The sequence below is a fragment of the Pseudomonas eucalypticola genome (genome assembly GCF_013374995.1).
Lineage (GTDB): Bacteria > Pseudomonadota > Gammaproteobacteria > Pseudomonadales > Pseudomonadaceae > Aquipseudomonas > Aquipseudomonas eucalypticola.
Genome location: NZ_CP056030.1, coordinates 2,772,409 through 2,792,419, shown reverse-complemented (window position 1 = coordinate 2,792,419; position 20,011 = coordinate 2,772,409). Strand labels below are relative to the sequence as shown.

Here is a 20,011-nt window from a genome sequence, read left to right as displayed (position 1 = left end):
GGACCGGGCTTGCCCGGGAAGCGCCGCGCGGGCGGCGCACGGTCTCAAGGGCGCAGGAGAAACCCAAGCCATGCACCTAGAGGCCATGATGCGGTTTCATGACGGGCTTTTTAGGGCCCCGCTGGAGATCTCATCATGGCCACCAAGCGCTAGTCGATGGTGTTGTAGCGCTCTTGAGACCGTGCGCCGCCCGCGCGGCGCTTCCCGGGCAAGCCCGGTCCCACATCTGCTTCGGGCCAGTTATGTCTGTGCCATTGCCTGGACCGCCTTGATTGTCCGCCTGGAGATTGGGTCAGGGCCTCCAGGTGCATGTCTTGGTTTTTCCGGCGCCCTTGAGATCGTGCGCCGCCCGCGCGGCGCTTCCCGGCCAAGGCCGGTCCCACATCTGTTTCGGGCCAGTTATGCCTGTGCCATTGCCTGGACCGCCTTGTTGGTTTGGCTGGGGATTGGGTCAGGGCGTCCATGTGCATGCCTCGGTTTTTTCGGCGCCCTTGAGACCGTGCGCCGCCCGCGCGGCGCTTCCCGGCCAAGGCCGGTCCCACATCTGTTTCGGGCCAGTTATGCCTGTGCCATTGCCTGGACCGCCTTGTTGGTTTGGCTGGGGATTGGGTCAGGGCCTCCATGTGCATGCCTTGGTTTCTCCGGCGCCCTTGAGACCGTGCGCCGCGCGGGCGGCGCGCGGTCTCAAAGGCGCCCCAAAACCATCGACTACCGCTTGGTGGCCATGATGAGATCTGACCGCAAGCTTGTTCACACCAGCAAGGCCAGGCATCGCGCTTAGCCCAACTGATTCGCGAAGCGCCCCACGGCGTCCACCACCTTGCGTGCACCTTCCTGGATCTCGACGATCACCTCACCCGCCTGACTGGCCAGTTGCACGCCCTGCTCGGCCTGGTGCTTGCTGTTGGCCATTTCGCGCACGGTGCCTTCCACCAGGGTCTGGTTCTGTTGCACCACGGCGGCGATTTCCTCGGTGGCGGTGCTGGTGCGCCCGGCCAGTTGCCGCACTTCGTCGGCGACCACTGCGAAGCCACGCCCCTGCTCGCCGGCGCGGGCGGCCTCGATGGCGGCGTTGAGGGCCAACAGGTTGGTCTGCTGGGCGATGCTGCTGATGGTCTGGATGATCGAGTTGATCAACAACGATTGCTTGCCCAAGGCTTCCACGCCGCTGGCCGCCGATTGCATATCGTCAGCCAGCTTGCGCATGGTCTGCACCGTGTCGTTGACCACCACCGCGCCACGCTGGGCGCTGACGTCGGTTTGCTGGGAAATGCCATACGCGGTATGGGCCGCCGCGTTGACCTCTTCCTCGCGGGCCACCTGGTCGCTGACCACGGTGGCGAATTTGACCACCTTGCTGAGGTTGCCCTCGGGGTCGTAGACCGGGTTGTAGGTCGCCTCCAACCACACCAGCTGGCCATGGGCATCGACCCGCTTGAAGCGCCCTGCCACGAACTCGCCACGATTGAGGGTGGCCCAGAATTCCTGGTACTTGGCTGAAGCGGTCTCCTCCGGCGTACAGAAAATTCGGTGGTGCTGGCCCTTCACCTGGCTGAGGCTGTAACCCATGGCGCGCAGGAACTGGTCGTTGGCCGATAGCACAACCCCTTTCAAGTCGAACTCGATCACCGCCGTGGACCTCAACAGCGCTTCCATGAACGAGGTGCTTTCCGCGTTTTTCTCCACGTTGACGGTGATGTTGTTGGCGAAGCAGCACACGTGCTGCAGCACACCCTGGGTGTCCTTGACCGGCTGCCAATGGGCGCGGATCCACACCAGCACGCCGTCGGCGCGCAGAAAGCGGTAGTCATCGGTGATGGACGTGCCCCCGGCAATCGCCGCCATCAATTGGTGGTAGCACGGCAGCTTCGACACATAGCTGGGCACGATCTCGGCCATGGGCCGCCCGGTCAACTGCGCGGGGCTGTAGCCCAGTGCCTTGGCGAAGCGTTCGTTACACCCCAGGATGCGCAGGTTGGGGTCGACGTCCAGGGTCAGCATTTCCTGTTGCAAGCCACCGACCAATTGGCGTAGCTCGGTCAGTTCAGCGTATTGCTCAGCCAGTTGCTTTTTCAGTTGGGTGTTGAACATAACCGACGACCTCCATGTGGTAGGGAGAGTATCGGCGAGCTTTTGCCCAAGGTGAGACCGTCTGGCGGCTTTTCCCCTACGTTTGCCGGGTTATCGGCTTGTGTTGCTGCTTTCTATGATCGTTAGCACATCGGTCAATGTGGCGTCGAGCATCTGGGCGGCCTTGTACGCGGCCAGCGTTTGCTCATCACCCTGGATGACTGCCTGCGGGCGCTCAATGAATAAACCGATCGGTTCAAACCCAGCATCCAGCACCACCACCAGCGGAATGGACACTTTGGGCAGGCCCAACCGGTCGCGCAACTGCTGCTCGGCGCGGGCCTTGCTGATGACCGCCAGGCGCACTCGGGGCTGAGCCGCGCATAGGGCTTCGAGCGCCACCAGGTTCACCTGGCAGTCCGGACACCACATTTCGCCCGCCGCCAGCAAGTAATAGTCGCGTGCGACGGCGGCCATGCGCTGGCGCGTCGCCTCGCTGAAGCCAGTGGCAGCCATGCGCTGCTCAGCGCGCGACACCCCTTCCTGCTCGGCATCCAGCCCCGTGGCGACGAACGCCGCGAACCCCATGCCCTTCTCAAACAACTCGCGATAGCCGCTCATGAACCGTTCCTGAACAGATGTGAAAAATAAGTCAACAAAGTCTTTGGATGATATTGATTACCATTTGTGACCGCTGGCATGATTGAGACACAATATCACTTAGAAAAACCGTAGGAGCAATCGTCGTCCATGCGTAAACCCTCTCCCCTGGCCGTATCGGCTTTATCGCTGATCGCCCTGGGTATCCTTAACCACGCGTATGCTCAGGACAGCACGCTGAACCTTCCTTCCACCACCATCAGCACCACCGCCGACGCTCAGGACGACGCGCCGACACCGGGCTACCAGGGTAAACCCAACAGCACCACCACGCGCTTGAACCTCACCGCGCAGCAGACCCCGCAGGGGGTGACCGAGGTCAAGCGTGAGCAGCTACGACTTCAAGCTCAACAGCATCCGTGATGTGCTGAGCAATACCCCGGGCGTCAATGTGCAGAAAGTCGAAACTGACCGCACCTATTTCACCGCCCGCGGTTTCGATATCACCAACTTCCAGTATGACGGCATGGGCATGCCCCTGACCAATGGCCTGCTGGTGGGCGACTATGACATGGCGCCTTACGAGCAGGTAGACATCCTGCACGGCGCCAACGGCTTGATGACCGGCAACGGCAACCCATCGGCCACGGTCAACTTCGTGCGCAAGCGCCCGACCTATGACCCGCAGGCGTCGGTTACCCTGAGCGGTGGTTCCTGGGACGACCGGCGAGTGGACATCGACGTGTCAGGCCCGCTGACCGAGACCGGCAACGTGCGCGGTCGCCTGGTCTACGCCTATGAAAAAGGCAACGCCTACCTGGACCGCTACGCCCGGGAGAAGAACGTGTTCGCCGGCACGCTGGCGTTCGACCTGACCGATAGCGACACCCTCACCGTCGGCTACGAAGACCAGAAAACCAACGCCAACGGCTCCAGCTGGGGCGCGCTGCCGCTGGTGGACGCCAATGGCAACGCCATTCACTACAGCAGCCGGTCCAGCAACATCTCGCAGCCGTGGGTGTACTGGAACGTGCACACCACCCGTGCCTTCGCCGAGTGGCAGCACCAGTTCGCCAATGACTGGAAGTCCACGGTCACCCTGACCGGCATGGAACACCGTGAAGACACGGAGATGTTCTACATCTACAGCGATGCCACTTCGACCACTGGCTACACGGGCCTCCCCTCCAAGTACAAGGACGACAACCGCGAGTTGGACGGCGACGTATCGTTCAGCGGCCCGCTCACCCTGTTCGGCCGCGAGCATCAGTTCACCTTCGGCGCCAACGTGGCGCGCTCGCACAACCAGGAAACCTCCCTGTACGGCGAATCGTCGTATTACACCCCGGTGTCGTTGCAAGATGCCCTGAACGGCAGCATTCCGCGCACCACCGACTGGGACATCGCCAGCGCCGCCGCAACGTCCAACTACGTCGACCGGCAGAAGAGCCTGTACGCCGGGGCACGCTGGAGCCTGGCCGATGACCTGCACCTGATCACCGGTGCGCGGATGCTCAGCGCCGACAGCGATGGCGATAGCTACGACAGCCCGCGCGATGTGCGCATCCATGGCAAGGTGACCCCATACGCGGGCCTGGTCTATGACCTGACCCCGCAGTATGCGCTCTACGCCAGCTATACCGAGATCTTCAACCCGCAGTATTCCCTGAACCCCCAGGGCAAGGTGCTGGACCCCTTGCAGGGCAAGAGCTACGAAGCGGGCATCAAGGGCCAATTGCTGGATAACAAGCTGGACGTTTCGGCCGCCGTGTTCCACACCAAGCAGGACAACGTGGCCACCTATGCCGGCTATGACGCCAGCCTGGGCGGTTATCTTTACAACGGCATGTCCTACAAGAGCGACGGCCTGGAGCTGCAAGCCACTGGCGAACTGGCACCCGGCCTGCAGGTCAGCGGTGGCTACACCTACGTGTACATCACCGATGCCGACGACAGCCGCGCCCGCCGCTTCATTCCTCGCCACCAGATGAATGGCTCAGTGACGTACCAGCTGCCGATGGCTCCGCAGTTCAAGGTCGGTGCCAACCTGACCTGGCAGAGCAAGATCGCCAACGACGACACCCCCCTCGCCGACCAGGGCGCCTATGCGCTGGTGGGCCTGATGGGCAAGTACGACATCGACAGCCACTGGAGCACCCAGGTCAACGTCAACAACCTGACCGACCGCAAGTACCTGCAAACGGTGCGCTACGCCCAGAGCAACTACGGCGACCCACGCAACGTGATGGCCTCGGTGACCTGGAAATACTGACCCTGCGATAACCCTGCCTCCTCGGGAGCTGGCCTGTCGGCACGCCAGCTCCTGCCCGTGCGCTGCGCCCCTCGGGGCGCTATCATCCCTGCTCGCTCTGCACGGGATACATCATGTTCGACTGGGAAGACCTCCGCTATTTCTGCCTGTTCGCCCAGGCCGGTTCGCTGTCGGCGGCGGCCAAGGTGCTGCGGGTCGACCACGCCACCGTGGCGCGTCGCATCGCGGCGCTGGAAGCGGCACTGGGCCTCAAGCTGGTGGACCGGCGCCAACGCGCCTACGTGTTGACCGAAGAGGGCAAGCGGGTGACGACGTTCGGCGAACAGATGAACCTGGCCTCGTTTGCCCTGGAACGCTTCGCCGGTGGCGAGCAGGACCAGGTGCAGGGCGAGGTGGTGGTGTCGTCGCCACCTGCGCTGGCGGGCACCCTGCTGGCCCCCCACCTGGGTACGCTGATGCAGCGCCATCCGCTGTTGAAGGTGCGCCTGGTGGGGACCAAGTCCCGCGCCTCGCTCACGCGCCGCGAAGCCGATATCACCGTCAGCCTGGCACGGCCCAGTGAGCCGACGCTGGTGGCCCGGCGCCTGGGGCACCTGGAGTTTCGCCTGTACGCCAGCCCCGACTACCTCGCGCGCACTACCGACTACAGCTTCATCGGCTACGACGAGAGCATGGAAGGCTCGGTGCAGCAGGACTGGCTGTTGCAGCAAGCCGCCGGCCGCCCCCTTGCGCTCACCAGCAACGACCTGCGCATCCAGGCGATCGCCGCCGCCGGGGGTGCCGGCGTGGTATCGCTGCCAGCCTTCATGGCCGCGCAGCACCCCTTGCAGTTGCTGGACCCGGCCGGCCCCTGCCTGGTGCGCCAAGTCTGGTTGGCGGTGCACGAAGACGTGCGCAACGCGGCCCCCATTCGGACCGTGATGGACTTTATCGCCGACTGCGTCACCTCGGCCTGACCCCGTTTCCTGGCGCAAACGCCCGCTCTTGAAGCGAGGTGTGAATTTTTGCACAAGCGGCCTGCGCCCGTGGGGAATTCAAACCCGCGCCTGCCCGCACTAGCATCACGCCCCTCGATTGATTGCAATGGCACCCCGCCCATGACCTCTTCCCCTTCGGCCCTCACGGCCACCCCATCTTCCTCCCTGCCGGTGCTGCGCGCCGCCTGGGTCGTGACGGCGGTGTTCATCCTCTCTAATGCCGCCACGCCCCTGTACGGCCACTGGCAACAACAGATGGGCTTCAGCGCCGCCACCCTGGCGACTGTCTTCACCTGCTACATCCTGGGCCTGCTCGGCACGCTGCTGGTGGCCGGCCAACTGGCCGACCACTTTGGTCGCAAGGCCTTGCTGGTGCCGGCCCTGGGCCTGGCGATGAGCGCCGCCGTGCTGTTTCAGGTCGCCAACAACGTCCCGGTGCTGATGCTCGCGCGGCTGCTCACCGGCATTGCGGTGGGCATCATCGTGTCCGCCGGCATGGCCAACGTGGTCGACCAGGCCGCCGACACCCGCAAGCGCCAGGCCTCCTTGCTGGCCTCGGTGGCCATGGTCCTGGGCGCTGGCACCGGCCCGTTGCTGGCGGGGCTCATCGCGCTGTTCAGCGAGCATCCGGTGGCCATCGTCTTCAACCTGGAACTGGCGCTGCTGGCCCTGGCACTGGGCGTGGTGCTGGCACAGCCTGCACAACCGCGGGCGTCGGGCGCCTTGAGGCTGCGGCTGCCCTCGGTACCGCGCGACAGTGTTGGCCATGTACTGCGCGGCATCGCCTTCTTCGGGCCGGGTATCACCTCGACGTCGTTCGTGCTCAGCCTGGGCCCCAGCCTGTTCGCCAGCTTTGTGCACGTCAGCAGTCCGCTGATCGCCGGCGCCACCGCGTTTGCGATGTTCATGGTAGGGGTGGCCGTGCAGCTGCTGGTGCAGCGCTTGGCGGTCACGCGTATTTTCGTGCTCAGCGGTCTTGCCACCGTACTGTCCATGGCCACCCTGTGGTTGGCGTTGCAGGACCAGTCGGTAGCGTGGCTGGTGGTTTCGGCGCTGCTGGCCGGCGCCGGCCAGGGCACGGGGCAACTGGGCGGGCTGAGCCTGATCGCCCTGCATGTGCCAGCGGCCCGGCGCGCCGAAGCCAACGGCGTATTCAACATGGGCGGCTATGTGCCCGCCGGCGCGCTGCCGGTAGTGGCCGGCTACTTGATCGATGTGCACGGCATCAGCGCTGGCGTTACCGTACTGGCCGCGCTGATCGCCACCTTGGCGCTGCTGGCCCTGGCCAGCCTCAGGCTACAGCGGTAACGCCTGGCGTGGTGGCGTCGGCGCTGGCCACCGATACTTGCTGGCCGCAGACGATGCGGGCCAGCCCGGCGAAACCAGGCTCGCGTACCCATGGCGGAAAATCGCCCGCCAGCGCATACACCGCATCCAGGCGCGGGTCGACCTTGAGCAGCTCGACCAAGTGCGCGCGAAGGCGCGCCTGGTGTCCCTCCATGTTCATTTCATTCCTCGCTGGATGGCCTCCAAAAGCGCGGCTCAGCGCCCCAGGTGCACCTTGACGAATGCCTGGGCGTCTTTCGTCAACTGGTCCAGGTGGCGGTCACGCTGCCGTTCGGCATTGACCATGGCCTGCTCGCCGTGCTGCTTGAGCAAGTAGGCGTGAATCTGCCGGACCTCTACCGAGCGGTAGATGGGCGCCGTATCCAGCACCGGGGTCAGGCCGGCACTGGCGTGGTCGCGGGTATTCATCAACACCTGTGAACCGCGGGTGCCCAGCACCTGGAAGCCCAGGGCTTGGGCGCACGCCACCTGGCTAACCGTGCACCCCATTTCCGCATGAGGGTAGCGCTCCAGTACCTTGGCCAGCATCGCCCGGGCGATACCCTGTCGGCGATGGCCTTCCTGCACCGCCAGGTAAAGCAGCGTGCACGCCTGGGGGTCGTTGGTCAGTGGCAGGTAAAGCACGAACCCCAGCACCTGCGAGGGGTCATCGTCATCCAGCGCCGCCACCACTTCCACCGGGAAACCACGCGAACCGTCCATGGCCTGCAGGTACAGATGCACCTCATAGCCCACGCCGTATTGGTACAAGGGGTACAGCCGGTTGGACGCCGGTAGCGCCACCTGGCTGATGGTGGTGAGGTTGTCGATCACCAATTGCTGGATCTGGCTCTGGAACGACTCGGGCGGTGGGCTCTGGAACAGGGTGATACTGGGCATCGCGATGGGCTGGCTCCGGTTCATGAGCCGCCATCATACACCGGTGTGATGCCGGGCGGCCCGCCGACGTCTAGGCAACAGCCACCCTTACCACAGGCCCGCCCATGCAAGCTCTGCTGAACCAGATCCTCGACGAAGTACGCCCGCTGATTGGCCAAGGCAAGGTTGCCGACTACATTCCGGCATTGGCTGACGTGCCACCCCGGCAATTGGGTATCGCGGTGTACGGCAATGACGGCAGCCTGTACAGCGCCGGCGACGCTCGCACGCCGTTTTCGGTGCAGAGCATTTCCAAGGTATTCAGCCTGGTGCAGGCCATCGGTCATTCAGGCGAGGCCATCTGGGAGCGCCTGGGCCACGAGCCTTCGGGGCAGCCGTTCAATTCGCTGGTGCAACTGGAGTTCGAGCGTGGCCGGCCGCGCAACCCGTTCATCAACGCCGGCGCCTTGGTGATCTGCGACATCAATCAGTCGCGCTTCGCCGCGCCAGCGCTGTCGATGCGCGACTTCGTGCGCAGGCTGTCCGGCAACCCCCATGTGCTGGTGGACGGCAAGGTAGCCGAGTCCGAGTACCAGCACCGCTCCCGTAACGCCGCCATGGCGTACTTGATGCAGTCCTTCGGCAACTTCCACAACGACGTGGAAGCGGTGCTGCGCAGCTACTTCAGCCACTGTGCCCTGCGCATGAACTGCATCGACCTGGCCAAGGCCTTCTGCTTTCTGGCCAATGATGGGTTCTGCATGCACAGTGGCGAGCAGATCCTGACGCCGCGGCAGAGCAAGCAGGTGAACTCCATCATGGCCACCAGCGGCCTGTACGACGAAGCCGGCAACTTCGCCTACCGCGTCGGCTTGCCCGGCAAGAGCGGCGTGGGGGGCGGCATCATCGCCGTGGTGCCAGGGCAGTTCACCGTGTGCGTGTGGTCGCCGGAGCTCAACCCGGCGGGCAACTCGCTGGTGGGCATGAAAGCGCTCGAGCTGTTGAGCGAACGGATCAACTGGTCGGTGTTCTGACGCGCCGCCGGTGGTGTTCCATTCCCGAGCTTCGCCCGGTCCCACAGGGTTGGGGCCGGCGCGTTACTGCCCCAGATCAGCCAGCAGATCGGCCTGAACGATCTCGACCCAGTAATCATCCGGGTCACTGATGAACGCGACGTGCTTCATGCCCTTGTCCAACCGCTTGACGAAGGGAATCTGCAGCCGCTCGAACCGCGCGCAGGCGGCTTCGATGTCCGGCACGCTGAAGCAGATATGGCCGAACCCGCGCGGGTCCTGGTTGCCGTTATGGTACTGGGAGTCGTCGCTCTCGGTGCCCCAGTTGTGGGTCAGCTCCAGCACCGACTGGCGACCGAAGGTGTACACCTGGCGGGCGCCGCGCTCTTCAGGCACGGTTTCGCCGGCCGTCATCGCCAGAAACAGCAGGGAAAACTTCGCCTCGGGAAAATCCACCTGGCGCAGCAGGCGCATGCCCAGCACCCGGGTGTAGAAATCCAGGGACCGCTGCGGGTCCTTGACGCGGATCATGCTGTGGTTGAACACGTAGGCCTGGGTTTCGGCGTCGGGGGCCAGGCACACGCCGGGCTGGTTTTCGCTGATGAAGGACATGGCAGGGGTCTCTGGGAGGCAGTGCGCCCATTCTAGGAAGCGCGCGCCAGACGGGGGTAATAGGCACCTACTACGGGTCTAAGCTTATTCCGACGTAGTAGGCGCCTATTACCTGCCCCCAGCTGGCGTTACTACTATGGGTTGCGTGACAACAACAATAAAAAGGACATCGCCATGAGTAACCTGACACTCGACCGTCGCCGGTTCCTTCAGGGCAGCGGCGGCCTGCTGCTCGGTACGCTGCTGTTCACCAGCGGTCCCATCGCGCTGATGGCCCCCAGCCTGAGCTGGGCCCTGCCCATGACCACCCTGGACAGCGACAGCGGCGACAAGCTGCTGCTGATGGTGCGGCGCATCTACCCCCACGACACCATGGAAGACGCGGTGTACGCCTTCCCGGTCAAGGCTCTGGACCAGAAAGCCAGCACCGACCCCGGCGTCGCCGACAGCCTCCGGCAAGGCATCGCCCTGCTCGACCAGAAGGCCGGGGGCGACTGGCGCAAGATCGACGCCGACAAGCAGTTCGCCATCCTACAGGACATCCAGGACACACCATTCTTCGCCCTGGTGCGCGGCAACGCGGTCAACACCCTGTACAGCAACGAACTGGCCTACCTGCACTTTGGCTATGAAGGCGCCTCCTTTCCCAAGGGCGGCTACCTGCTGCGCGGGTTCAACGACCTGTCCTGGTTGCCGAACCCGCCCGCCTCCGCGAGCCCCAACCCCTTTTCCTGAGGATGCACGCATGGCTGACTTCAAACATGACGACGACTCGGTGGTGGTGATCATCGGGTCCGGCGCAGGTGGCGGCACCCTGGCCAATGAACTGTGCCAGAAAGGCATCAAGGTGGTGCTCCTGGAAGCTGGCGCGCGCCAGAACCAGGGCACCTTCATCAACGACGAGTGGCCCTCCTTCGCCCAGCTGGCGTGGGGCGATACCCGCACCACCTCGGGCACCTGGCGGGTGGCCAAGGACTTTCCCAACCTGCCCGCCTGGATCTGCAAGACCGTGGGCGGCACCACCACCCATTGGGCCGGCGCCAGCCTGCGCCTTCAGGAGCACGAGTTTCACGCGTTGAGCACCTACGGCGCAGTGAAAGACGCCAACCTGCTGGACTGGCCCGTGACCCTGGCGGACCTGGAGCCCTACTACGCCCGCGCCGAAGACAAGATGGGCGTGACCCGCACCCAGGATATCCCCGGCCTGCCGGGCAACAACAACTTCAAGGTGCTGTACAACGGCGCGCAGAAACTGGGTTATACCGAATGCTCCACCGGCCACATGGCGATCAACAGCCGCCCCCGCGCCAACCGAGCGTCGTGCCAGCAACTGGGCTTCTGCTTCCAGGGCTGCAAGATGGGCGCGAAGTGGTCGACCCTGTACACCGAGATTCCTGCAGCCGAAGCCACGGGCAACCTGGACCTGCGCCCCTCCTCCCAGGTGCTGCACATCGAGCACAATGACAAGGGCCTGGTCAGCGCCGTGGTCTACGCTGACGCCACGGGTCAGCAGATGCGCCAGGCCGCCCGCCTGGTGGCCGTGGCCGGCAACGCCATCGAAACCCCGCGCCTGCTGCTCAACTCCTCCAGCAGCCGCTTCCCCCAAGGCCTGGGCAACGGCGCCGGCATGGTCGGCAAACACTACATGCGGCACACCACCGGCTCCGTGTTTGCCGAGTTCAGCGAACCGGTGCACTTCTACCGCGGCACCATCATGGCCGGCATCATCAGTGACGAGGTCAAGTTCAAGCCCGAGCGCGGCTTCGTCGGCGGCTATGAGATGGAGACGATCTCCCTGGGCCCATCGTTCCTGGGCGCCTTCTTCAACCCTGGTGCATGGGGCCCGGACTTCACCCGCGTGATGGAGCAGTACACCCACCTGGCGGGCCTGTGGATCGTGGGCGAAGACATGCCGCGCGAGACCAACCGCGTGACCGTCAACAGCGCGGTCAAGGATCAGTACGGCATGCCGGTGGCCAACGTCCATTACGACGACCACCCCAACGACTTGGCCATGCGCGAGCACGCTTTCACCCAGGGCCAGGCGCTGTATTCAGCGGTCGGTGCCCTCAAGACCCACCGCGTCCCGCCCTACCCCTCCACCCACAACCTGGGCACCTGCCGCATGAGCACCAAGGCCGAGGACGGCGTCTGCAACGGACATGGGCAGAGCCATGAGGTAGCGAACCTGTTCATCAGCGATGGCAGCCAGTTCACCACCAGCGCAGCCGAGAACCCGACGTTGACGATCGTGACGCTGGCGATACGGCAGGCGGATTACATTGCCCAGGAGATGAAGGAGGGACGGGTGTGACAGCGCCGGTGGCACCGTAAGGCCAGGCAATGGCACAGACATCACTGGCCCAAAGCAGGGTGGGTTTCGCCATCGCGGTGGTTCCCTGTGGGACCGGGCGCCAGCTCGGGAAGCAGGCGGCGCGGTACATCAGGCACACCGCAGGGCGGCGCTTCCCGAGCTTCGCCCGGCCCCACATTTGTTTCGGGCCAGTCATGCCTGTGAGATCACCTGGCCCGCTCCGTTTTTTCGGCTTCGGATCTGTACCGCGCTCGCTTTTTACAGCCCCTTCAAAGCCCGATTGATCAACGGCCCCACCTGCGCCATCGAGGCCGGCGAGATGATGTCCACGTGCGCGCACGGCAACCGGTGGACGTTCAGGCTGCCCACGAACGGCCCCCAGGTCTGGCGGACGTCCATGCCTTCGGGCAAGGTGTTTTCCGCCACGAACAGCGTCGCCTCGCCCTTGAACGCTGAGCTGCGCGCGGTGGCCAGCAGGCGTACGGAGTCGGCGTAGTTGGCTTCGATGTCGTCGAACATGTCTCCCCCACCTGCTGCCATCGCCGCGTCCTGCAAGCCCTGCTGGGCCGCCAGGAACAGTTCGCGCTCGCGGTTCACTTCATCCAGCACCTCTTGCTTGAGCACGTTGCGGCCTTGGCGTTCGTCCCAGCTCTGGGTTTCCGGCGGGTAGGTGTCGAGCAAGCCCAGAAAGGCCACTTCCTCACCCGCAGCCTGCAACCGCGCCGCCACACCCTGGGCCAGGGTGCCGCCCAGGGAGTAGCCGGCGAAGTGGTACGGGCCGTGGGGCTGCAGTTCGCGCACGGTGCGCAAGTGCGCGTCGCAGGCGGCGTCGAGGTGTTCGCACGCCTGCAAGGGTCCGCCCAGGCGCGGGGATTGAATGCCTACCAGCGACCAGTGCGGGTCCAGGTAGCGTTGCAGTACGCTGAACTGCCAGGCAAACCCCGAGGCCGGGTGGAAGCAGAACAACGTCGGGCCATTGCCTTGACGCAGGGGCAACACGGTTTCGAAACCGGCGCGGCGGCTGGCGTCTTCGCTCTGCTCGCTGGCCAGCAGCGCGGCCAGGCGTTCCACGGTGGACGCGATCATCACCTGGCCCACCGACACCGGCCGTTGCAGCTCACGGCGCAAGGTCGCCGCCAGGCTCATGGCCAGCAGCGAGTGGCCGCCCAGGGCGAAGAAATCGTCCTCGGCAGTCACGCCTTCACGCTCCAGCACGACGCCGAAGGCCTCGGCGATGTGGCTTTCGAGGCCGGGTTGCGGCGCACGCCCCTGGCTCCGGGTACTGACCTGGGGCAGCGGCAACGCCTTGCGGTCGAGCTTGCCGGTCGCGCCCAGGGGGAAGCTGTCCAGTTGCACCAGGGCCACCGGCACCATGTGCGCCGGCAGGCGGTCGGCCAGGGCCAGGCGCAGGGCGGCCAGGTCCAGTTCACGGCCTTGCTGGGCGATGACGTAGCCCACCAGTTGGCGCGCATCCCCGCCGCCCACCTGGGCCTCGCCCAGTACGCGAGCGTGGGTGACCGCCTGCTCGACACCGGGCAGGGCCAGCAACGCATGGTCGATTTCACTCAGCTCGATGCGCTGGCCACGGATCTTCAGTTGGTCGTCGCTGCGGCCCAGGTACTCCACCGCGCCGTTGTCCAGCCAGCGCGCCACGTCGCCGGTGCGGTACATGCGCCCGCCATTGCCATAGGGGTCGGCGATGAAGCGGCTGGCGGTCAGGTCCGGGCGGCCCAGGTAGGCATGGGCCAGTTGCACGCCGGTCAGGTACAGGTCACCGGCCACACCGGGCGGGGTCATGCGCAGGCGGCGGTCGAGGATGCGCAGGCCGGTGTTCCACACGGGGAAACCGATCGGCACGCTGGCCCCCTCGACACCCGCCAACGCCTCGCCATGGGCCGGGTACCAGCTGACGTCCACCGCCGCTTCCGTCGGGCCATAGAGGTTGTGCAGGGGCACGCCGGTACGACGCTGCCACAGTTGTGAGAGATCGGTGGGCAAGGCTTCGCCGCTGCAGAACACCTGGCGCAGGCTATGGCAGTGGGCAATGGCCGCGTCATCGTTCAGGGCGCTGACGAAGGCAGCCAGCATCGACGGTACGAAGTGGGTGGTGGTCACGCCCTGCTCGCTGAACAAACGCTGCAGCGCCTCCGGGTCGCGGTGCGCTTCGGGCGGCGCCATGTGCAGGCGGGCGCCGGTGATCAGCGGCCAGAAGAACTCCCACACCGACACGTCGAAACTGCAGGGGGTCTTCTGCAGGACCACATCATCGGCGCCCAGCGGGTACTGGTGCTGCATCCACAGCAGGCGGTTGACGATGGCTTCATGGCCCACCACCACGCCCTTGGGCCGGCCTGTGGAGCCGGAGGTGTAGATGATGTAGGCCGCGTGCTCGGGGCTCGGCCCGGCGAACTGCAACGGGCCCGTAGGGTCCAGGGCCAGCGGCGCTTCCAGCAGTAACGTCGGGCAACTGGCTGGGAACCGCGCGGCCTGGCTGCGCTCGGTGATGATCAGCCGTGGCTGGGCATCCTCCAGCATCAGTTGCAGCCGGTCGTCGGGGTAGCCGCTGTCCAGTGGCAAATAGGCCGCGCCGACTTCCAGGATCGCCATCAGCGCCAGCGACAGGAACACCGAACGCGGCAGCGCCACGGCGACGATATCCCCCGGCACCACGCCCTGGGCCACCAGGTGCTGGGCCAAGGCCTGGACCTGCTCGCGCACCTGCTGGTAATCGAAACGGTAGTGGGCGTCGGACAGCGCCGGCGCATGCGGGGTGCGCAGCGCCTGGGCGGCCATCAGGCTGACCAGGGTGTCGTCGGTCAGCGGGTGGGCAGTGGCGTTGACGCGCTCCAGCAACGCCAGGTCATCGCTGTCCAGCAGGCTGGCGGCTTCGCAGCTCAGGTGCGGGTTGGCGGCGAACTGCTGCAGCAGCAAGGTCAGACGGCACAGGTGGCGGGCCAGGGTCGCGTCGTCATAGCGTTCACTGTTGGCCAGCAACTCCAGGCTGACTTCGCCACGGTCATTGAGGAACAACGCCACTTCAAGGTCACGTACCGGCCCCGAGGCCAGGGTGTGGGTGACGCCGGCGATGCCGTCAAGGTCCAGGGCGAACTCGAACAGCTTGAGGTTCAATACCGTGCCGTACAGCGGCTCGGCATCGCCCAGGCGGCCGAGGTCGCGCTGGATCTGTTCGGCATCGTAGCGCTGGTGCTTGCGCAGGCGCTTGAGCTCCACGGCGATGCCCTGGGCCAGCTCGTCCAACGTGGCCTCCGGCGCCACCTGCACGTGCATGGGCAAGACGTTGATCACCGCGCCGCTGGTGCTGGCGGCGGCCGAGCCCATGCGCCGCATGAAGATGAAGCCGGCGGTGAAGGCGCTCTGGCCGCTGAGGCGCGACAGCCACAGGTTGACCAGCGCCAATGCCATGTCGGCGCGGCTGACCGTACCCGTCTGCGCCGCCATCAGGCGATCGAAACCCTGGGCTTCCAGCTTCAGGGTATGGCGCAACACGCGGCTGCTGGCAGCCTGGCCACCCAACGGCGCGCTGGACAGGGTCACGGGTGGCGGTAACTGGCGGGCCTTGTCCTGCCAGAACTGGGCGTCGCGGGCACACACGGCGCCCTGCTGGTAGGCCTGGTATTCCTCCACCACACGGCTGAACGGGGTGAACGGCGATGGCCCCACCTCTTCACCGCGGCGCAGCGCCGTGTAGCGTTCGGCGATGCGCCGGGTGATGGCGGCGAAGCTGTAGCCGTCCACGGCCAGGTGGTGATAGCGCTGGTACCAGAACCAGCGGCCCTCGCCCACGTGCATCAGGTGGTTCATGCAGGCCAGGCCGCCGCTGGCCACCCGCAGGTCGCCCTGCAGGTCGGCGCGCATCCAGGCCATGGCGGTGGCCACGGGGTCGGTTTCACTGCGCAGGTCGGCGCAGGTCGGGGCCGCCAAGGGCTGGCTCAGGTCGAACCACTGCACCGCCTGGCCGTCTCGCTCCGCCACCTGCATGTGCAAGGTATCGACCTCGGCGAGGCCCGCGACGATGGCTTGCATCAGCAAGGCGCTGTCGAGTGGCCCCTGCAGTTCCACGTAGTGGGCCACGGCAAAGGCGTTGTGGTGGGGTGACAGCTGGTCGGCCATCCAGATGCCGGACTGGGCCGCCACCAGCGGCATTTCACGCAGGGACGTGGGCATGGGGGTCACCGGGTTCGGGTTTGACAGGTTCATGCGTGGCTCCAATTCAAGTGGCGTCGGCCGCCAGCAGGCGGCGCAGCGAGGCGGGACGCAGGTCGCGCCAGTGGGCTTCCAGCCACTGGCCGCACGCTTCGCGGCTGGCGGGGCCATAGACGATGCTCCAACCGGGCGGCACGTCGCAGAAGTCCGGCCACAGGCTGTGCTGGCCCTGGGCATTGATCAGCACATGGCAAACCTGCTGCGGGTCGTCGAAGGGGTTGAGGTGCTCCACGCGGTGTTCCTTGTTTTGAAGAATGACCCAGCGGCCTAGGCCGCTGGCAAAAGATCGGCCCACAAGGCGCACAGGCCATCGAGCAGGCCCTGGCGCCAGCACAGAGCATCGTGGCCACCGTTGACCACGCGGTAGCGTGGGTGGTGCCCCGCAGCGCGCAGCGCCTGCACCATGTGGTCGTTGGCGGCATGGATGACCGGCTCGCGCAGCCCGGCTTCCATGAACAGGTTCAGCGCCTGGCCCTGGCCGAGGCCTGCCGCCACACGCTGGGGAAGTTGCTGCTCGGGTTCGCCGCGCGGCCACCAGAACGAACCGGACTGGGCCAATACGCAGCCAAAGCACTGGGGCCATTGCAGGCCGGCGTACAACGAGGCCAGGCCACCGAAGCTCTGCCCGGCCACCACGGTGGTCGCGGCGGCGCGAGCATGGGCCTGCCACGTCTGCACCTGGGGCAACAGTTCTTCCTGCAGGGCCAACCAGAACGCCGGGTTGCAGGCCAGTTCGCGGCTGCGATGGGCGGTGTCGATGCTGTCGACGAACAGGTACACGGCGTGCGGCAACTGGCCGGCGTCGGTCAGGGCTTGCAGCGGAGCCGCCAGGGGCAAGGCGCCGGTCCAGAAGGCGCCGTCCAGCAGCACGGCCAGGGGCCGGCCAGGGTCCTGTTCGCGGCCCGTACTGAACAGCCAGACGCGGCGGCTGTTGCCCAACCGTGCGCTGTTCCAGGTATGGCACTGCAAGGTCGCGGGTGCGGCCAGGCCGCTGTCCACCGCTTCCCAGGCCGGGTGTGCCGGTGCCTGGGGCATGTGCAAGCCGGACACGCCCAGCCCCCGCCCGCCGGTCCAGGGCCGGGTGCGGTTCAGGGGGTCGTGTTCAGCCAGGGGAAACGTCGCGCGCCACCAGGGGCGCAGGGCGTTGAGATCGAGGTTGCCCTGGGCGTCGAAACCGTCATAGTCGCGGTCATCGTCGCTGGGCATGAAGCTGTAGCTGCCGCGCCAGTTCGCGTCGATATGCGTCTGCCACAGCCAGAGGTCGGTGCCATCGACCCGCGCAAGGCTCTGCGGCGGACACTGGCGGTGGTGGTCGGTCAGGCCGGTGATGTTGATCCAGACGCGGCGGGTGGGCGATGTGGCGGCGCTGCCACGGGGGTCACGCCAGACGAACGTCACGGCGTGCTGCCCAGCCTGCGCCGGGCCGACCAGGGGGGTACCCTGCTCGGCCAGCGCCTGCCACCACGTTTCGCTGCCCAGGTCCTTGCGTGCCAGGAGCTCGTGCATGGGGTCCTCTTAGAACTCGTACCGGGCGCCGATGCTGAATGCACGCGACTGGCCCAGGAAGTTGAACGTCGCCGCCGAGCCTACACGCGAATAATAATCGCGGTTGAGCAAGTTGGTGCCGTCCAGGGTGGCGGTGAGTTTCTTGGTGATCGGGTAGGATAGTTTGGCGTCGACGGTGGCGTAGCCTGGGGCCGCGACACGATAGGTGCTGGTGTCCATGTAGAAATCGCTCATGGCGGTGACGCCACTGCCGATGGCCAGGCCTTCCAGCGGGCCGGCTGCGATCGTGTATTTGTTCCACAGCGATGCCTGGTGCTTGGGCATGGTCTGGAAGGTCGTGACGTCGTCGCCGCTGAGGACCTTGGTGTCCATGTAGGTGTAGCCGGCGATCACGTCCCAGTTCGGGGTGATCTTGCCGCTGACTTCGAACTCGGCGCCGCGAATGCGGGTCTTGCCGCCGGCCACGTCATACGTGGTGATGGCCGCGCCGTTTTCGTCGTACGGGGTGGTCGCACGGTTCTTGTCGGTCAGTTGGAACACCGAGACGCGGGTGTTCAGGTCACCACCGAAGTAGCTCCCCTTGATACCGGCTTCATATTGCTCGCCGGTGCGCGGCTTGAGCACATTGCCCGCCTGGTTGCTTTCGGTCTGCGGCTTGAACACCTGCGAGTAGCTGAAATACAGCGAGTTGTTCGCGTCCAGGTCGTAGACCGCGCCGCCATACGGGGTCACGTGGGCGCTGATGGTCTGGTCGTAGTCGGTCTGCGCGCCGCTGGCCAGCGTCGTGGTGTAGCCGCTGCCCTTGTAGTAGCTCAGGCGCGCGCCACCGATCAGGGCCAGGTCGGCGATCGGGCGGAAGGTCAGCTTGGAGTACAGGCCATATTCTTCGGACTGGGTACCGACCTTGGTGGCGGTGCTGGTGCCATAAATGTTGCTTGGCTCGGCGAACTGCGTCGGGTCGTAGGTGTTGACGTTGATGGTGCCCAGCACCCCGGCGGCGTTCTTGTAGTAGTTGTGGTAGTTCTTGTAGTCGGTGCCCACCACGAACTCGCTGACGTTGCCCATGGCCTCGAACGGCTGGCTGTAGCTGGCGTCCATCGACACGGTGTTCTCGGTGAACTCGCGGCCGGTGTAGCCTTCCGTTGCGGTGCCGGTGCTGGAGACGCCGGCGCGGGTGAAGGCGTACAGGTAATCGGCGTCGCGATCCGAGGTGCGCAGGGCAATGCGGCCGTTGCCGCCGTTATCGAAGTGGTGGGTCAGTTCGGCGGTGAAGTCGGTGGCCTTGCCGTCGAAGTAGTTCCAGTCGGCGCCCAGGAACTTGGAGTGGCTGAAGTTCAGCAGGTTGCCGCTGGTGTCGGTCGGGTAGCCGTTGTTCGGGGTGATGTTCTTCACCTCGTGGTTCAGGCCGAACGACAACTGGGTGGCGTCGTCCAGGTCGATGTCCAGGGCGCCGTAGTAGGTTTCGCTGTCGGCCGCGTTGTAGTCCACCATGCCGTTGGTGTCGTCACGCGATGCGATGAAACGGCCACGCACGCGGCCTTGGGAGTCCAGTGGGCCGGACACGTCGACCTGCTCGTGGTTGGTATCGAAGGTGCCATAGCTGGCCTCGACGCTGCCCTGGAAGTCGGCGGTGGGGCGCTTGCGCACCATGTTGACGATCCCGCCCAGCTCGCTGGTGCTGCTGAACAGCCCGGCGGGGCCGCGCATTACTTCCACGCGGTCGTAGGCCGCCAGGGACGGCACGGTGCCGAAGATACTGGTCATGGGCGCCGGTAGGCCGTCGATCTGGTACTCGTCATACTCGTAGCCACGCGAATAGATGGACGAACGACCGCTGTCGTTGGTCAGCACGCGCAGCCCGGCGGTGTACTTGGCCAGGTCATCGAGGTGCACGAACTTGCGGTCCTTGATGTACTCGTTGGTGTAGGTGGAAATGGATTGCGGAATGTCCTTGAGCGGTGCCGGGGTCTTGGTGCCCACGGTGGCGCCTTGCACGGTATAGCCGCCGGTCTGCTCCGAGGGCGGCATGTCGTAGAGCTTGTTGCCTTCGATGGTCAGGCTCTCCAGCTCCACCGGCGCGGCGGTCTGGGCCACCGTCTCGGCCAGGGCGCTGAGCGGGAATGGCGCCAGCAGGCCGGCCAGAATCAAGCCATGGGTGCGTCGCAGGGCACCGCTACGTTTACTTCCGTTCATACCACTTCCTTTGCATGATCTGTTG

Annotated in this window: 15 protein-coding genes and 2 pseudogenes; 7 read left to right on the top strand and 10 right to left on the bottom strand. The window is 65.5% G+C overall.

The window, feature by feature from the left end:
* Positions 1 to 777: 777 nt before the first annotated feature.
* From HWQ56_RS29425 to HWQ56_RS12560, 3 genes and pseudogenes are all read right to left on the bottom strand, one after another.
* Positions 778 to 1,209, bottom strand: a pseudogene (locus tag HWQ56_RS29425) (methyl-accepting chemotaxis protein); the annotation flags it as partial.
* Positions 1,210 to 1,362: 153 nt separating this feature from the next.
* Positions 1,363 to 2,001 (bottom strand): annotated as a pseudogene (locus HWQ56_RS29420) (PAS domain-containing protein); the annotation flags it as partial.
* Between the two features lie 180 nt (positions 2,002 to 2,181).
* Positions 2,182 to 2,691: a thioredoxin family protein gene (locus HWQ56_RS12560; protein WP_158157811.1), complete on the bottom strand. Its 510-nt coding sequence runs from the start codon at positions 2,689 to 2,691 to the stop codon at positions 2,182 to 2,184.
* Positions 2,692 to 2,820: 129 nt separating this feature from the next.
* Between HWQ56_RS12560 and HWQ56_RS29085 the strand changes: the two genes are divergently transcribed.
* From HWQ56_RS29085 to HWQ56_RS12545, 4 genes are all read left to right on the top strand, one after another.
* A complete protein-coding gene (locus tag HWQ56_RS29085; protein WP_245217854.1) occupies positions 2,821 to 3,093 on the top strand; it encodes a hypothetical protein in 273 nt (90 codons plus the stop codon).
* Positions 3,056 to 4,942, top strand: coding sequence for a TonB-dependent siderophore receptor (locus HWQ56_RS12555; protein ID WP_245217853.1), 1,887 nt, complete (start codon positions 3,056 to 3,058; stop codon positions 4,940 to 4,942). Before HWQ56_RS29085 ends, HWQ56_RS12555 begins: the two co-directional genes overlap by 38 nt.
* Positions 4,943 to 5,055: 113 nt before the next feature.
* Complete coding sequence (locus HWQ56_RS12550; protein ID WP_158157809.1) at positions 5,056 to 5,898, top strand: LysR family transcriptional regulator; 843 nt, start codon at positions 5,056 to 5,058, stop codon at positions 5,896 to 5,898.
* Between the two features lie 141 nt (positions 5,899 to 6,039).
* The gene (locus HWQ56_RS12545) at positions 6,040 to 7,227 is read left to right on the top strand and encodes an MFS transporter (protein WP_158157808.1); all 1,188 of its coding nucleotides are present in this window, start codon (positions 6,040 to 6,042) and stop codon (positions 7,225 to 7,227) included.
* Here HWQ56_RS12545 and HWQ56_RS12540 read toward each other — a convergent pair.
* Together HWQ56_RS12540 and HWQ56_RS12535 are read right to left on the bottom strand one after the other, a co-directional pair.
* Positions 7,211 to 7,426 (bottom strand): hypothetical protein, encoded by a 216-nt coding sequence (locus HWQ56_RS12540; protein ID WP_176570683.1) that lies wholly within the window; start codon positions 7,424 to 7,426, stop codon positions 7,211 to 7,213. The genes HWQ56_RS12545 and HWQ56_RS12540 overlap by 17 nt on opposite strands.
* A gap of 35 nt (positions 7,427 to 7,461) precedes the next feature.
* Positions 7,462 to 8,145, bottom strand: a complete 684-nt coding sequence (locus tag HWQ56_RS12535; RefSeq protein ID WP_158157813.1) for a GNAT family N-acetyltransferase — start codon at positions 8,143 to 8,145, stop codon at positions 7,462 to 7,464.
* A 104-nt stretch (positions 8,146 to 8,249) separates the two neighbouring features.
* Here HWQ56_RS12535 and glsB point away from each other — a divergent pair, with 104 nt between their 5' ends.
* Positions 8,250 to 9,158, top strand: coding sequence for a glutaminase B (gene glsB / locus HWQ56_RS12530; protein WP_158157807.1), 909 nt, complete (start codon positions 8,250 to 8,252; stop codon positions 9,156 to 9,158).
* A 63-nt stretch (positions 9,159 to 9,221) separates the two neighbouring features.
* Here the strand turns inward: glsB and gloA are convergent, their stop codons facing one another.
* Positions 9,222 to 9,749 carry a lactoylglutathione lyase gene (gloA, locus tag HWQ56_RS12525; RefSeq protein ID WP_158157806.1) on the bottom strand — a complete coding sequence of 176 codons (528 nt, stop codon included), beginning with the start codon at positions 9,747 to 9,749 and terminating at the stop codon, positions 9,222 to 9,224.
* A 174-nt stretch (positions 9,750 to 9,923) separates the two neighbouring features.
* Between gloA and HWQ56_RS12520 the strand changes: the two genes are divergently transcribed.
* Together HWQ56_RS12520 and HWQ56_RS12515 are read left to right on the top strand one after the other, a co-directional pair.
* The gene (locus HWQ56_RS12520; RefSeq protein ID WP_158157805.1) at positions 9,924 to 10,484 is read left to right on the top strand and encodes a tat (twin-arginine translocation) pathway signal sequence; all 561 of its coding nucleotides are present in this window, start codon (positions 9,924 to 9,926) and stop codon (positions 10,482 to 10,484) included.
* 10 nt (positions 10,485 to 10,494) lie between these two features.
* Positions 10,495 to 12,063 (top strand): GMC family oxidoreductase, encoded by a 1,569-nt coding sequence (locus HWQ56_RS12515; protein WP_176570682.1) that lies wholly within the window; start codon positions 10,495 to 10,497, stop codon positions 12,061 to 12,063.
* 258 nt (positions 12,064 to 12,321) lie between these two features.
* Here HWQ56_RS12515 and HWQ56_RS12510 read toward each other — a convergent pair whose 3' ends face one another.
* Genes HWQ56_RS12510 through HWQ56_RS12495 form a run of 4 tightly spaced genes read right to left on the bottom strand, consistent with a single transcriptional unit; the run spans position 12,322 to position 19,986 of the window.
* Entirely contained in the window at positions 12,322 to 16,281 is a 3,960-nt protein-coding gene (locus tag HWQ56_RS12510) for an enterobactin synthase subunit F (protein WP_176570681.1), read from the bottom strand.
* 13 nt (positions 16,282 to 16,294) lie between these two features.
* Positions 16,295 to 16,519, bottom strand: coding sequence for an MbtH family protein (locus tag HWQ56_RS12505; RefSeq protein WP_158157998.1), 225 nt, complete (start codon positions 16,517 to 16,519; stop codon positions 16,295 to 16,297).
* A 35-nt stretch (positions 16,520 to 16,554) separates the two neighbouring features.
* On the bottom strand, positions 16,555 to 17,793 hold the full coding sequence (fes, locus tag HWQ56_RS12500) for an enterochelin esterase (RefSeq protein ID WP_176570680.1): 1,239 nt from the start codon (positions 17,791 to 17,793) through the stop codon (positions 16,555 to 16,557).
* A 9-nt stretch (positions 17,794 to 17,802) separates the two neighbouring features.
* Positions 17,803 to 19,986, bottom strand: coding sequence for a TonB-dependent siderophore receptor (locus tag HWQ56_RS12495; protein ID WP_176570679.1), 2,184 nt, complete (start codon positions 19,984 to 19,986; stop codon positions 17,803 to 17,805).
* Between the last annotated feature and the right edge of the window lie 25 nt (positions 19,987 to 20,011).